This is a genomic window from Deltaproteobacteria bacterium (genome assembly GCA_016208165.1).
Classification (GTDB): domain Bacteria; phylum Desulfobacterota; class Desulfarculia; order JACQYL01; family JACQYL01; genus JACQYL01.
Genome location: JACQYL010000120.1, coordinates 1 through 15,614, shown reverse-complemented (window position 1 = coordinate 15,614; position 15,614 = coordinate 1). Strand labels below are relative to the sequence as shown.

Below are 15,614 nucleotides of genomic sequence, written 5' to 3'. Positions count from 1 at the left end.
TTGGGCGTGGCCTCCTTCTTGTTAGTGTAATGATATCAATTGGTTGTCACCTTTTTAATATCATACATTGCAGGAAGTTTCCACCCTAATTTGCGCGATTTTCTTTTTATAATAATAAGTTAGCTTCCCGGACAGACACTACTTAATATGCTTGCCATCAGTCCGGTAGATAAAGTGATCGTCACTTTGTTCGCGAAAATAACTCGATCCTGACTTAATTTGCATTCCAATCAAAGCTCCTGTCGGCTTTCCCTGTGTTACTATTTCCACCTGTGCGTCTAGCCCGTAGTCGTTTACAAACTGCTCCCTAAAAAGCCATCCATGTGAGGAGAAGAAAGTGTCAACTTTGCTGACGCCTAACCTATCTGTTCTTACATTTCCATTCATTTAGCACCTACATTTCCATGCCGTCTGCATCCTTATAAATACCGGCCTGGAACGAAAACCTGTTTTGAGTCGGAGGAGCTATATTCCTCGATTGTAATCATTCACAGGGTATCATGTGATTCTTCTAACTGCCTGATATTACATAACATTTAGGCTTGCTGTAACATATTGAAATAATTAGAAAAAAATCTAGACTTTTGAGTTCTAGTGTGCTAGGCTTCCCTTATGAAAGCCAAGAGACCGTTTAGCGATGCCGATTGGCTGGCTACTCCGGAGCCTGTGCGGCGATATATCGAGCACCTTGAGCAGGTCACCCGGGAGCACAGCCGCCTGCTTGAGCAGCAACGGCAGCGGCTCGAAAAGATCGAAGCGCGGCAGAACCGGAATTCCCAGAACTCGAACAAGCCTCCGTCATCGGACTCCCCCTTCAAGAAGCGGGAGAAAACGGTCGAAAAGAGCAAGCGAAAAAAAGGGGGCCAAAGGGGTCACAAAGGCTATCGGCAAGAACTTCTGAAGCCGACGCGTGTCGTTGCCTTGAAACCGGAAGCCTGCTCCTGCGGGAACCGGCATTTGGATCAGAGCGGTATGGAGCCGTTTTATACTCATCAAGTGATCGAATTTCCTGAGGTTGAGCTGGATGTAACCCACTATGTGCTGCATAAGGGCAAATGCCCCGAGTGCGGTAAACCCGCCAAAGCTCCGCTTCCCGAAGAGTACCGCTCCGGATATGGCCCGCGACTTTGCGCCCTGATCGCGGAGGTGAGCGGAGTCCAGGGGGCCAGTCGGGAGACCGTACAGGAGTTCTTAAAATCCGTATTCGGCGTTTCCATTTCCATCGGAGCGATTCAGAAGGTGCTGGATCGAGCTTCCGAGGCTTTGAAACCCGTATATGATCATATCGGCCGTGAAGCTAGAAGCGCCGAAGTGAATCATATCGATGAGACTTCCTGGTTCGTAACCGGCAAGCTTCATTGGTTGTGGGCCATGGTCAACGCCACGGTGGCCTACTTTATGATCCAGTCTCATCGCTCCAAAAAAGCCTTTTTGAAACTGATCGGAGCCTGGGAAGGCATTCTGGTCAGCGACAATTACAGCGTCTATAGGAACTGGACAAAGCTCCGGCAGACTTGCCTGGCCCATTACATCCGGCGAGCCAAGGGACTTGCGGAGAGAAAGGATGAGGCCCTTCGCCGTTTCGGTGAGAGGACGCTTAAGGAGTTGCGGCTTCTTTGCCGATGGGCCAAGGACCCTCCCAGCCGGGGTGAGTGGAACGCATTCTACGCCCGCTTCATCCACCTGGTGTTTTCTCATGAAAACCGACAGGACGACGCCGGCGTGTTCGCTCGCCTTCTCATCAAGGAGATGGATTCCCTCTGGGTCTTTCTGGAGGAAAACGGCGTCGAGCCCACCAATAATCGGGCCGAAAGGGCCATACGCTTCGGCGTACTCTGGCGCAAACGGAGCAATGGAACACAAAGCCAAAAAGGAAACCGATGGGTCGAAAGAATCCTCTCTCTCAAACAGACCTGCAGATCCCGTTCCATACCTACGTTCCCAAAACTGGTCGAGGCAATCGATTCTTATTTCAAAGAACAGCTTCCCGACCTCTCTTGGGTCGGTCAATAATTACACCGGGGAACCTACCCCCTGAACGCGTACGATAGAAGATTATAAAAAAAGATTGATAAGTTGCAAGTATCAACGTCATTAAGCTATTCTTTCAGCTTTTCAGTTGTCAAGTCCCAAAGCGCTCGACAAAGGAGCGCTGACAATCTTCTTCTTGTAATAATCGAGATAGGTGATCGTTCACGGATGGGAAACCTAGAAAAGGATCTCCCCCGTGTTCGTCTCTCGTAACCTCCCGAGCCGGCGCCACTCTGTGTGATAAGCTCCGTTCTGGAAATCTGGTCAAGGGAACGCGCGATCCGGAAGGGCTGCCTATGTTTTCCAGGGACTCCGTTCCAAGATGGTATGGATAAAGCTCAGCATTAGAGATTTGGGGCCGGAAGGGAGTGTCAAAACGAACATTCTGAGGGCATGTATCAACGGTGAAAAAAATACCTGCATGGACACCCAACGCCGATAGTTTACGTTGTTCCCCGGGTTTTGAAAACGTCGCAACAGTGTTTCGGCCTCCTTCTTCTTGCCCAAACGGGCCAATTTCTCCGTGGATCTCAAAGCTCTGGCGTACAACACCATCGCCAACAGAGGCCTCAAATGATCGGGACATGACGATTCAATGGCGTTGGCGTTCTTTAGAAAGGGTTCCAACGGTGCCGAACACATTTGTCCGATGGCCAATTCCGAAGCGTCTAGATGATAGATGGCTAAAGGCTTCAATAGGATCCCGACATACTCCGAAAAAACGAGCTTCAGCCAAAGATACTGGTCTTCGCCGTAAGTGCATTTGTATGCGTCGAAAAAACCCCCGTGTATTCGAACCTCGGCCGTGCGCGCCAAAGTGCCGCACGTTTTAACGAATGAGACGAGTCGAATAACAAAGGAGGCGGGGGCTGTCGGAGCGATCCGGTGAACGCCTGTCTCTATTCCGAGCGCGCGCCAGTATTCACTTGTCCAGAATTGTTTAGGACGCTGATAATAATCCGCTGCAACCATGGCCGCTTGGGGATGCGCTTCGAGAAAGCGCACGGTTTCACTCAGAAAGGAGGGGAGCCATTCATCATCCGCATCCAGAAATGTTATGTACTTACCCCTGGCTTGTTTTATTCCGGTATTCCTGGCTGCCCCCGGCCCTCTATTCTCTTGACGAAGAAGCACAATCCGTAACTTCGGATGGCGTTCCATCCACAATTCCGTTAGCAGAGGCCCTTCGTCCGTGGAGCCGTCGTCCACCACAATCACTTCGAAATCTTGAAAGGTCTGAGCAGAAATTGATTCCAAGGTACGCTCTATATAAAGAGCCTTGTTAAAAAGAGGTATCACAATTGTGACCAGAGGAGATTTTTCCTCGATCTCTTGCCGCGGCTGTGGGATCACTTCTATCTCCGTGGTTGGAACAGTGTCACCATTGCTAACATTCGCGGAATAGAAAACCTCGAAAATCCGCCTTTGCCGGATCGGCCCTCAGTCTCTTTTCAACACCTTTCAGCACGGTATACACCTCGTTTGGCGTGGGGATATGTAGCTTCACATCGTGGCTTATCGGTCAGCTCCTTGAAAATACCAAGCTCTTCAGAAGGTCCTTTTCTTCCCGGGTGGTAGCCGCAACATAGACCAGGATGACATAAAACAATCCGATCAGGGCACAGAAGGCAAGCAACACAATCCAGGCGTCCACCGGGAAAACCCTGGAAATCTCCCAGGATATCATGCCCACGGCAAGGGTGGCCAAAATACCGGGAATCAGTTTGGCGACGAACGTCCACCAGGCTGTTTTTTGGATGACGGCACTGTACGTTGCCGTGAACAAGACGCTTCTGCAAGATAACACAATAGCCCCGGCCCCGGCTACTGCAATGGCTCCCCAATCGGTGCACTTTACCAAGAGGACGGCCAAAACGATATTTGCCAGTCCCATGATTAGAGTAGCGACCGCAGGCCAACGCACCCTCTCTAAAGCGACTTGAAGGCCAAAAAGAGGGAGCACGGACAGGCTTATGGTGAGGTGGGCCAGGAGCACGATCATGAGCCAGGCCAAGTCCTCAAATTGGGGGCCCAACCACAGCCTCAGAAAAGGTTTGGAAAAACCGCACAAGAGACCCACCGGGAGAGCGAACGACAGCCCCATGAATTTTACCGCCCTCTCGGATATTCGACGCACGCTGCCCATATCACCAAGAGCGTATTTGGTCACGATGGTGGGTGTCAATACACCGGCCACAGTGGCTGCCATGTTGCGTAATATGAGTGAAAAGAAGAGAACCGATCCATACTTCCCTGCCATCTCAGCACCGAGCAGCCTGTTCACCACAATCAGTTCGACATTGAAGAGGAACAAACTGCCAATGTTATCCGCCGTCATCCAGCCCCCCAAACCGAAAAGATCGCGAATTCTCCGGCGGTCAAAGGCTGACGGCATGATATGAAGTTCGGGCGTCAATCTGCGCCATAGGGCCATGTTGCCGATCAGGGCAACGCCGCCTGCCGCCATAATAGCGACGCCCATATGCCACAATTTAGGCGCGAAGAAGGAAAAGAGCAGTACTACGATTCCTATTCGAGTTATTTGAGACAGGAGTATGACGAAGTTTCGCAGATCAAATCGATTTCTGCTCCATGCACAGACTGAGAAGCTGCTGCCTACCGTGATGATTACGGATGAAGTTAAAGAAGCAAAAAAAACCAACCGAGTGTCCAATTCTTGCCCCGGTGGGACATGAAAGACCGCAGGGGCGGCAATGACCGCCAAAAGGACCACCGGAAACGCCAAAGCCCCAAGTATGATGTTTCCGAACAAAGCGGAATTAAAAGTGATGTTCGCCGGTTCTGTGTCATCTTTCTCCAGGTCGATTGTCAGGAAACGCCCGACAGCGGCGTTCAATGACTGGCTAATGGTTGTAACGTATTCCGAAATTGAGACGGCCAGCGGAATCAATCCGTAGGCGGAAACGCCCAAATTATGGATCAGGTAAGGCACAAACCAGATGCCCATCAATCCGGCGAAAACGAATACGCCTATGTTGGACGCCATGTTTCTTACGAATTGTTTGCGAAACTCGGGGGCATACCGGCTCGAATGTAGTCCGCGACCCAAAACGTGCGCTCCTTCGTGGTATGCAGGGAGGGCTTAAGTCATTCAGATGATGGCGAAAACCTTGACAGAGATGAACCGACAGGCTGCTTATGGGATCTGCGACCTCCCCCCGGCATTCGGGGCCGTGTTCGAGCCTTCGACAGGGAAGCACTATACATATTCACTATCCAATCAACGCAGACATCCTTCGAGTGCGCGTCAATGTCAGCTCTCGTTGTTTTTCGATGTTACACCGACATGATTTCCGGGGGAAAACGTTTGGACAAGTTTCCCCGGAAAACTTTTCAGACCGATGCCGCCCCGCCCGCAAGCCTTTCATGGGCCATGATCGCCCGATGAGGGCAAACCCGCTCTTACTGGAGCGCTGTCACTTCCACCACGTCCTGGTAGACAGGAAATCCCTGTTGATCTTGGGGCGGTCCGTTTGCCGGATCCCGGTCAATCATCGTATATCCCGGGTCGGCCGACAGCGCGAACCGAATGTTGACATGGAAGCTGCCGGTCTCATGGGGGACCACTTTGATCTTCATTGTCTTAGTTTCACCTCTTTCCCAATGATACGCTTCCATTTCAGCCAACATATATTGGGCCGGCGCTCTTCCGGATGACGTGCTCAGCATGTTAAAGGGCGACGGCTCCAACGGTCCAACGAATAAAGGCGGTCTCGTGGAACCGTCATTTATGATCTCGGCTTCGATTCCGTTTCCGAGGATTTCGGGAAATGATATGGAAATCCCGCCCCAGAAGGCATGAGGACCATTGTTCCTTGCCTTGACTTCTATGAAAAATGGCTGCTCCAATGCTACTTGGCGTGAATCGACCGATCTTGATACAATGACGGCGCCTTCTCCAGGAACGCTTGAAAGCGCCTCGATCCATTCCGACTGTGCGTAACCCAGCACGTAGTGGTCATCATGAAAACCAACGTTAAGGTAGTAAGGGTCGGGGCCGGCATCGCAAGGCGCCTGCCATGGCCAGTCAAATACCTCCTGTCCAGGTGCGAAGGTGCGGAAAATGTCTTCTGAGGGATCAGCCTGGTGAGAGTCGTAAAGCAGCCCGTCAGTGTGGTCGGAATTGTCGATTTTGAGGCCGGCGATCACGTCTGCCTCTGGCCCCGTATTGGTGGCGACGACCCGTATCACGATATTCTGGCACGGGCTCCACTCCGATATGGGTTCAGCAGTGGGCGCATCGAGATAGCTTATGGAATCAATTTCGACTAAAGGGACTTGAAGGTTCGGGTCGACTTTTGTCATGAAGAAATTTTCAGGCTCGGATGCGTCAAAATCAACGGAGGAGTTTGATCCAATCTCGATCCGATCCATTTGGAAAACATCGCCGTTGAGTGTATCAAAGAGCTGGGGATCATTAGTGACGGCCCCTTCGTATCCGGCTTCTTGGACGATCTCTGCGGTGCGTCCCTTGAAGCTCCCGTAAGGATACGCAAAAAAGTCTACGGGTGCACCCAATTGGTTCTCCAAGTCTAGTTTGCTTCCTAAAATCTCCTCTTCCGCTTCCGGATCGGACAGGAAGAAGAGATTGGGGTGCGTCCTCGAATGAGACCCGAATGTAATCCCTTCATTCCACATGGCCTCGATTTCGCTCCAGAGAAGATGATAGGAAGGATATTGGGACTCCACTGGATCCGTTTCCCAGTCGTCCAGGTAGCGATCGGACGTTCCGATGTATCCGGTAATAATGAAGTTCGTTGCCGTAAAGCCGTATGATCGCAGAATTGGAAAGGCTTTGGTGAAAAAATTCTGATATCCGTCATCAAAGGTGATCACCACCGGTTTTTCGGGCAATGTCTCATTCGCATAAATGAAATCGTGGATGTCCTCCAAAGAGATGGAATCGAAGCCATAGGCCTTCAGCGCAGCCATTTGCCGGTCAAAGCGTTCGGTGGTCACCCAATACGCTGTGGGCGCTGAATCATCCACTTTGTGGTACGCAAGGATGGGGATCAATCTGGATACCCCAGTGGTGACCTGCACCGATCCAACTAGAATAGTGGCCTCGCCCTGATGGTCGGTGTTCGGCTCGGAGCCTGAAGGATCTCTGAGAAATACCGATCCGTCGTCCAGGTACATTTTGCAGTAGATGTCGTAGACGCCCGCCATTTTGGGAGTGATGGTCACCTGGACCGTTCGTTCGATCCCCGGCGCCCATGAGGTCCAGGTGGGTTGAACTTGCAAATATTGCGCCGTGTCACCGGAGTCGAGCTGATCTCCCGCCCACCAGACGGACTGACCGCCTTCGGCTCCAGTGGCCACATGATCTTCCGTGGCTTCAACCCCATTCGAGAAAGCTTGACGAACCTGAACCACCATTCCACCGGACGGTGCCGTGATTCCACCCGCATTACGCCCCCCAACGGTGACGGTAAAGGGCTCGTTAATCTGAACGTTCGACTTGTCGATACTGTGGTTGGTCAAAACGGGAGATGCAGGGGAACTCGAATCGGCGACCTGCACTGAACCAACGAAGATAGTACCTTCCCCCTGATGGTCGGTGTTAGGCTCGGAGCCTGAAGGATCTCTAGAACTTGACGAACCTGTACCGCAATTCCGCCGGACGGCGCGGTGCTGGTTCCTTTGTTTCGTCCCTGTACCGTGATGGTAAAAGCTTCGTTGACCTGAACATCGGTTTTGTTGATTACGTAAGACAATAATTCGGGTCCAGGGGGAAAAGTAGCTGCCTGAGTCTTGAAATGCCAGACGTCCCCGGTAGTGGTCAGATCTCCGTCGGTAGTATCTATTCTCCAGTAATAATCCGTGTTGTACTGCAGTATGCCCGGATCATAATCGCTTGTGGGCATAGTTCCCTTATATTCCTCGCTGCCAGGACTGCCGTTCGTCCCAAAGTACACTTCATACCCCACCGAGTCGCCGTCCGGGTCCGACGCGTCGTTCCAATCCAGGTGAACGTATAATGACGCATTAGAGGAATCATGGCTCGGCTGAGGATTTGAAGCTTTGCTCGGCGCATGATTCTGTCCTGGTATCGGGTCCGGTAAGATTACGCTTATGGTGTACGTTGGAAAACTCAAACAATCCGTTACGACGCCCGACGGCGGGTTGAATGACCATCCGGAAGTCCAACTCCGTTGGTCACTCATTGCTGCTCTATAGTTAATAACAAATGTTCCATAATCATCCGGCTCAATATATAGCTCGAGATATCTGTCTTCATCGACTTGCCAAGTATTCAGGCTTACGGATTCGACCATGACATACTCTGCGTAACCGTCGCCACCGAGACCGCTTCCATAATACTCAGAGTAATTTAGGTTTAAGCTTGTATTGACGGAATCTACCGCAACACGAGTTACGTCTCCACTGCTGGTGTAGCTCGGAAATGATACCGTTATATTATTATATGCCGGAGGGGATGGCTGATCTCCGGTGTTTCTTACACCTATTCTAAGTTTAATGGTATCGCCGACCTCAAAGCCTTCGACGGTTATGGATCCACCTTCGCTGAGGGCGTACCCGTTTATGCTGATGCTTTCCATGTAAGGATAGGCGGCCGCCATGACGTTCAGCGAAAAAAGAATCACGGACAAGCTAATGCCCATTCTCGCCAAACCCGTTCCCAAAAACTTGGTTAACATGATACGCCCCGCACACCTAATCACGAGTCGATAGGATCTTTATTCGCGTTTGGTTTATCCATCATATAGAATAAATCATATTATAATATTACAGAGCAGGAAAAGCAAGGGTCATAAGCGTGGACCAGTGGTTCGAGTTTCAATCCAAACGGCGGTCACTTAGGAGTTCGGACATGCCACGCGCTTGGGAGACGCAATGCCAGTGCTCATCTCGTCAGATCGCCGTATAGCCAAAGAAGCCTCGAAGGGCAGCGCGGTTCGAGTTCCAGCCCCCGGGTTGCGAGGTGACGCTTCCGGGTTTGCCGATGATCCACAGATCGCCGGTCTTCGGTCCTTAATCGATTACAAAAGAAAACATTTCACACCGCTTCCAATCTCAGGGCGGTCGAAGTCATCATGCGACACGGCGTTTTGGTTTAAGCAAAACTCCCGGCCTCCGGCGATTTGGATACATTCGGACCCTTCGTCGTCAAACAACCGCACCACTTATGCGATGATAAGGCCGAATAACCCGGCCTTGGGAGATACGGCGGCTATTTCGCTTCAAGTGGACGTCTCGGAAACGGATGCGGTCTGCCGGAACAAAGGCGGGGTCTCTTGAGATCCGAGGAAGGACCCTTAAGCACTTACCCTATCAGCGCTTCCCCGAAAGATATTTGAGAAGAATGCGTCCATGCGGTATTCTTCGAAGACGATGGGTCAGGTCAGGGACAGGGCCTTGGTCGAGGGTCTCTCCGAGAAATCCTCACGAGGCGTTTCTGTACGGAAAAGCTGTCCAAGGACACTACAACCGGAGGCAGAGAACGTACTTACGTAGTTCTCCATGATGGGGAGGGAGGTTGCAACGCAGGAACAGGCCGCTCAAAGCGGATCATTCAGCCTCAGTGAGTGAAACGACTCCGGGGAAACCGTTTTCCCAAAGGCTTCCCCGGATGATCGATTGGTGAAGTAGCCTGTTGTGGAACGGACCATGGTTTAGTCTGTCGGCGTGACCCTCAAATTAGCAGGCGGAAGCGGGGGGGTGGAAGGGGGGGCAGTGGCCCCGGTGTACTCTCCGATTATCACTGTTCCATGGGCTTCCTGGGATGCTTGCGATTGTATCTGTGAAAGAGAAGTGTAGGTGCTGTTGCCCCAGCGCATCAATAGCTCATTTTGGCTGGCATAGTAGGTAGAGTAATCCAATGCCGTAGAACTCACCTGGCCGCTGCCAATCCAAACCTGGTTTATATTGGTAGCACCGCCTGTCTTATTATTCGCAATAATGTTGTTACTAATTTCATAGGTAGTACCGTCCTCAATTTGGATACCGCCTTTAACTCCATTAGTTGAAGCGTAGCCGTTATGCCAAATTACATTGTCCAGAATACGCACATTTCCCGTTGCCTCCATATTGATTATTATCCCGGTATCGTCATTATCATATATGGTATTTTGGGATATCTCTATATCGGACGTGTCTTTACTTCTGATCCAAATACCCCATCGATTGTTATGAATCCTATTATTGATTATTTTGACCTTTCTGCTCTCCATTTGAACGGTAATACCCGTCTGCGCATGATGCCCATAGATGTCGTTATTCTGTATAATGCAATATTCGCTGCGTGCTGTAGGCGTCTTCATCCACGTATATTTTAAATCCAGACCGTCCTCTTGGGCATGGTTGCCGATCTCGTTATTTTCGATAATGTGACCACTGGAAGCGCCTTCCAAGACGACACCGTCCACATTTCCCATCAATCTATTGTTGGAAATGGTGAAATTGGTTGCGTTGACTCCCAAGGCAATATCACCCCCGGCGGTATTGATGCCGATGTTTGTGAACGTACAGTTATCGATCGTCACATATTCAGGATAACCTGAATGCCCAATGTCGTCAGCAAGAACACCTCTATTTATCATGTCGCGAACGGTCGAGTTGAGGATGTTGATATATTTGCTGCCCCCCAGAATAACAAATCCTTCATCAGCGTTACGAATAATGATGCCGTCGATCACGATATAACTTTGGTTCTCAATCCACCACCCGTAGTCCACGCCATTGTGGTCTATTACTACGCTTTCATTTCCGTAGGGCTTAATGGTCAATTTATTGCTGCTGGAAGTATTTTTGTTAACTATGGAAACCGTATTTTCAACGTAGGTTCCGGTTCTGAGTAATATAGTATCACCACCGGTTGCCATAGAAATCGCCTTTTTCAAGGTAAGAAGCGGACTTTCAATGGTTCCTTGATTTGAATCCCTGCCGTTTGGTGATACGAAATAGTCTCTTGCCGGACTTTCACCAGCCATTGACAAAATAGACAGAGCGAAAATAACGAATGAAATGCGAACCAAACCGGAACAGGGACGCAGTTTCAGAATAGATCTTGTAAGTGTCATGTTCATTCTCCAAAAAACAGTTTTTAGATATTAAAGTTGTTATTATGATCGTCTCTTAAAGAAGAGACGGCTTTCATGCGGTATTCGACAAGCAAAAAGCCCTGAAAGCTCCTACACATTACGGTTTCTCGCTTCATAAAACGCCGGGGAACTATTGGAACGTAGTGTAGTTGTGTGGTTGACCGGTCCACTACACATATACCAGGAGTGAGAACAAAGAGTAAAGAGATTCCTCCATGGTCTTCAGCTGTCGTAGATATTGAAAGCAACAAGCGTGCCAGGCCACAATAAAAAACAGTCGCTTTGCGAAAACGGCTGTTTTAGGTGCAATCCGAAGCATGTGGAGCAAAGGCCCGGACCCATACGCACATGTAACTGGGAATGCGTGCGTAACGAAAGTGTAATCGCCCAGTACGCCTTCGTGTGTCTTCATCAGGTATACAGGGTATATTAGGAACAGGCTGTTTCGATACGCCGATGGCTTGATTTTATTGGTAATCATCGTGTTTTTATTCGACCAAGATGACGTTTGATGGTACATCAAAAATGGACAAGCTGCGGGTTTAGTTAAACTGAGGGAGCGCGCCAAGTTCGACGTTCGACCTGCATCGAGGCCGAATGGATCCTCCATCAGGAGAGCATCCGCCTTTACATGGAACAAGTCGGGAATGCGCCGTGTTCAGCGACGCTCAGGACGGTTCGCCGGATTCCGTAGGATTCGTCACAGTCGTTCTCACGCACTACCCGAAAATAGGTTCAGAATGCCTGAGCGAGAGGATGAACTCAGATGACATCGGAGAAACGCCCGCGCAGTATTCAGATATTGAGCCTTCCCGTGGATCTGCTGACCATGGATGAGGTTCTTGATAAGGTGGTCGAATACGTGGAAACCGGCGCCAGGCCGTGTTCCATTTTTGCCGTAAATCCGGAAAAGAGTATCACGGCTCCCAAAGATACGGTTTTGCGTAGCGCGATGTGTTCTGCTGATGTGATCATTCCGGATGGTATAGGCGTTGTTCTTGCCGCTCGGATCCTGCACGCGAAAAGGATACAGCGGATCACCGGAGTGGATCTCATGCAACGAATTTGTGATCTCGCCGCTCAAAAAGGGTACCGAGTCTTCCTTTACGGGGCGAAGGAAGAGGTCAACAAGAAAGCCGCGGCACAGTTGCAGCGAAAGTTTCCGGGCCTGCAAGTTGCAGGAAGGTGCAACGGGTACATTGCCGAGTCCGAAATGGGGGCTTTAATAGAACGGATCAACGAGCTGCGCGCACAGATACTGTTTTTGGCTCTCGGATCTCCGAAACAAGAACTGTGGTTTGCCAAACATAAGGATGCTCTCACCACGGTTCGCGTCTGCCAGGGGATCGGGGGAACCCTGGACGCCATAACCGGCCAGGTAAAGCGCGCCCCCAGAATAGTGCAAAAGCTCGGGCTGGAATGGTTGTACAGGTTGGCCACGGAACCCAAGCGGGCCAAAAGGCAGGCTGCTTTGCCTATCTTCGCCTGGATGGTCTTGAAAGCAAGGCTTCGAGCCTCGCTCGGGATGCCGGGAGCTCACAGAGGTGGCGCCAATTAGACGAACATTGGCGAACTCTTTTGAGCGCCGTTCCATTGCGCCCGGACTCTCGTGCACAGAACTGAAGGTTCATCTCGTTCCATCAAACGAGGTCGCAGCTCCGGTTACCACGCGGCGTACGGTGCTGGTTCAGGGATTGGAACCCGACGTTGATTCGAAGTGCGTCTTGAACCACTCATACGTCCTGCGTATCCCTTCCTTCAGCTCGATGGCGGGCTTCCATCCAAGGGCCGAGATTTTGGAGGTATCGAGCCGCTTCCTGGGGGCGCCGTCCGGCTTGGAATCGTCGAATTCAACCGTTCCTTCAAATCCAACCACGTTGGAGACGATCTCAGCCAGTTCCCGGATGCTGATGTCCTTGCCCCATCCAATATTGATTAAATCGGCTCCGTCGTAGTTTTTCATTAGAAAAATGCAGGCATTGGCGAGATCATCCACGTGTAGGAACTCCCTTCGGGGACTGCCCGTTCCCCAAATTACAACTTTGTCGTTACCCGATCGTTTGGCTTCGTGAAACCTCCGGATCAATGCGGGAAGTACATGGCTTGTTACAAGGTCGAAATCAGCTCCGGGACCGTACAAACCGGCCGGCATCACGGGCAGAAATGAAGTTCCATACTGCCCGTTATAGGACCGGCACAGCTCAATGCCGGCGATCTTGGCCAGGGCGTAGGGAGAGTTGGTCGGCTCAAACGGGCCGGTCATGAGGTATTCCTCTTTCATGGGTTGCGGCGCCAAACGGGGATAGATGCACGAACTTCCCAGAAAGAGAAGACGTTTGACTCCGAAGCGCCACGCGGCATCGAGGACGGAGATTTCGATCTTCAGGTTATCGCGGATAAACTCCACGGGATACGTACTGTTGGCTAAAATTCCCCCCACTTTAGCGGCTGCCAGGAACACGTATTCGGGACGTTCCTTATTGAAGAAGTTGTTCACGGCCCGGGCATCCGTGAGGTCCAGTTCAGCATGTGTCCGCTCGACGATACGCTCGTAACCCCGGGTTCGGAGGGCTCTGGTTATGGCGGACCCCGCAAGACCCCGGTGTCCGGCTACGTAGATCTTCGCGTCCTTTTCCACGGGTGGTTTCTCCCGTCCATCTTGGTCATGTGGCCTGTCGGACGCGATCAAGAGCGTCCCGGCATTCCCGCCGCGTTATTCCGACTTCTCAAAAATATAACGGCCCTTGCGTAAAAGCAATCCATCTTGTTCGGCCTCCTTTGCGTGGGGCGTTGCCATCATCCTGGCTGATTAGGGCATATATTAAAAGGACGGAACAGTCCCGGCACTTGGGTTACAAAAACGAAATCAACGGTGTGGATAGTACACATTCGCTCTTCGCCGGCTGAGACGAACCGGGCAGCAGCGGCTCGGCCCGTCTGTGAAGGTCCGGCGCCACCCGGAATCGAACCTGGCCTCCTCGGGAACTGGCGCGTGTCTTGCATACAAGATAATGCAAACGCATACAGTCCCGAGGGGGGTAGTCCATATGATCGCAATAGCAGGCCGCATCCCAACCGTCATCACGGCCATACTGATGTTCCTAATCGCCGCCGTTTCGGCTAACGCCGCCGTAGAACTCTACACCGTCCAGCACGCCATCGAGCAGCGACAGCTCCAATGGACCGCGGAAGACACCCTGTTGAGTCTCTTGTCCTCCGGCGAGAAGGTCGGATATGCCGGACTCAGCCTGCCTACACCCGAAGATCAGGCCCAGGCCGATCTCTGGATGCCGGAAGCTTACGGCTCGCTTCCTTCGACGTTCGACTGGAGAAACGTGGAAGGGGACTCGTGGATCGGACCCGTGCAGGACCAGATGGGATTGCCCGTCAGCTACGCATTGGCCGCCGTGCAGAACCTCGAGGACCTGCTGCGTATCCGTGAAAACGAATCCGATCTGAACCTCAACCTTACGGCCTATCCCCTTATACCCGCGGATCCGGCCGACGGTTCCTTCATCGCCTTCCAGAATGGGCTCAAGCGATTCGGAGCTCCGGTGGATGCTTCGGATGTAAACGAAAACTACACGATCCGTTCGTGGCAGTGGGTCACCCTGGACGAGCCGGACGTCGAGGCCGTCAAACAGGCCGTGCTGCGGGGGCCGGTCCTCACCCTGATGGATGTATACGAAGATTTCCTGTTCTATCGAAGCGGCGTGTACCAGGCTCTGGCTATGAACTTCCTGGGCGCTCACGTAGTGCGCATCGTGGGATGGGACGACACCGCCCGGGCCTGGATCGTGCAGAACAGCTGGGGCGAATCCTGGGGAGAAAACGGATACGCCCGAATCCACTGGGACGATCCCTTCTCCCAAATCGGACGATTCACCGTCATTCAACATGTGGATCCCATTTCCAGTGCGGTCCAAGCCACGGACAACACCTCGGAGTCCGCTTCCACGGGTTCCGGCATCGGCGATTCTTCCGCCAAACACATCGGTCCGGCAGATGGCGCCACCAATGCCGAATCCCCCATCTATCGAGCCCTGGATGAAACACCGCTCATTCTGCAAAGCACCACCGTGACCCTGGCGTGGGACGCTTGCGCCAACGCCACGTGGTATCGGCTGGAAGTCAACACCGGCAGCGCCTGGACCGAAGGTAGTCGGGTGTTTTACGGGAATATCGGAGCGGCGACCAGCCAAGTCATGGATCAGCTCGAAGCGGGCGTAGTGTACTACTGGCGGGTATGGGCCGGCAACGACGACGGTGAGAGCGATCCCGCCGTGGGACCTGCCTTTACCCTGCAGACCGTATCACCGACGTACGTCATCACCGCCTCCGCGGGCGCTCATGGCTCCATCACCCCTGCGGGGCAAACAGCCGTAACCCAAGGCTCCGGGCAAACCTACACCATCACTCCTGCTTCGGGCTACCAGGTTTCCAGCGTACTCGTGGACGGGGTGTCGATAGGGAACGTCACCACGTACACCTTCCAAA

10 protein-coding genes are annotated in these 15,614 nt (G+C 52.0%); 3 read left to right on the top strand and 7 right to left on the bottom strand.

The features are described from left to right. Nucleotides 1-138: 138 nt before the first annotated feature. Nucleotides 139-387 carry a DUF4365 domain-containing protein gene (locus HY788_21785; GenBank protein MBI4776777.1) on the bottom strand — a complete coding sequence of 83 codons (249 nt, stop codon included), beginning with the start codon at nt 385-387 and terminating at the stop codon, nt 139-141. A gap of 225 nt (nt 388-612) precedes the next feature. Here HY788_21785 and HY788_21780 point away from each other — a divergent pair, with 225 nt between their 5' ends. Beyond that, nucleotides 613-2,013 carry an IS66 family transposase gene (locus HY788_21780; protein ID MBI4776776.1) on the top strand — a complete coding sequence of 467 codons (1,401 nt, stop codon included), beginning with the start codon at nt 613-615 and terminating at the stop codon, nt 2,011-2,013. A 312-nt stretch (nt 2,014-2,325) separates the two neighbouring features. Here HY788_21780 and HY788_21775 read toward each other — a convergent pair whose 3' ends face one another. From HY788_21775 to HY788_21755, 5 genes are all read right to left on the bottom strand, one after another. Beyond that, nucleotides 2,326-3,360 (bottom strand): glycosyltransferase family 2 protein, encoded by a 1,035-nt coding sequence (locus HY788_21775; GenBank protein ID MBI4776775.1) that lies wholly within the window; start codon nt 3,358-3,360, stop codon nt 2,326-2,328. A gap of 193 nt (nt 3,361-3,553) precedes the next feature. Then, complete coding sequence (locus tag HY788_21770; GenBank protein MBI4776774.1) at nt 3,554-5,101, bottom strand: oligosaccharide flippase family protein; 1,548 nt, start codon at nt 5,099-5,101, stop codon at nt 3,554-3,556. A gap of 353 nt (nt 5,102-5,454) precedes the next feature. Then, nucleotides 5,455-7,374, bottom strand: coding sequence for a polysaccharide deacetylase family protein (locus HY788_21765; protein MBI4776773.1), 1,920 nt, complete (start codon nt 7,372-7,374; stop codon nt 5,455-5,457). A 158-nt stretch (nt 7,375-7,532) separates the two neighbouring features. Then, the gene (locus HY788_21760) at nt 7,533-8,714 is read right to left on the bottom strand and encodes a hypothetical protein (protein ID MBI4776772.1); all 1,182 of its coding nucleotides are present in this window, start codon (nt 8,712-8,714) and stop codon (nt 7,533-7,535) included. 975 nt (nt 8,715-9,689) lie between these two features. Beyond that, complete coding sequence (locus HY788_21755) at nt 9,690-11,096, bottom strand: right-handed parallel beta-helix repeat-containing protein (protein ID MBI4776771.1); 1,407 nt, start codon at nt 11,094-11,096, stop codon at nt 9,690-9,692. 787 nt (nt 11,097-11,883) lie between these two features. On the opposite strand from HY788_21755, the gene HY788_21750 reads away from it, so the two are divergent. Next, nucleotides 11,884-12,675 carry a WecB/TagA/CpsF family glycosyltransferase gene (locus HY788_21750; protein MBI4776770.1) on the top strand — a complete coding sequence of 264 codons (792 nt, stop codon included), beginning with the start codon at nt 11,884-11,886 and terminating at the stop codon, nt 12,673-12,675. A 129-nt stretch (nt 12,676-12,804) separates the two neighbouring features. Here HY788_21750 and HY788_21745 read toward each other — a convergent pair whose 3' ends face one another. Continuing rightward, nucleotides 12,805-13,755, bottom strand: coding sequence for a GDP-L-fucose synthase (locus HY788_21745; GenBank protein MBI4776769.1), 951 nt, complete (start codon nt 13,753-13,755; stop codon nt 12,805-12,807). 409 nt (nt 13,756-14,164) lie between these two features. Between HY788_21745 and HY788_21740 the strand changes: the two genes are divergently transcribed. After that, a partial coding sequence (locus tag HY788_21740) for a hypothetical protein (GenBank protein ID MBI4776768.1) occupies nt 14,165-15,614 on the top strand: 1,450 nt, incomplete at its 3' end.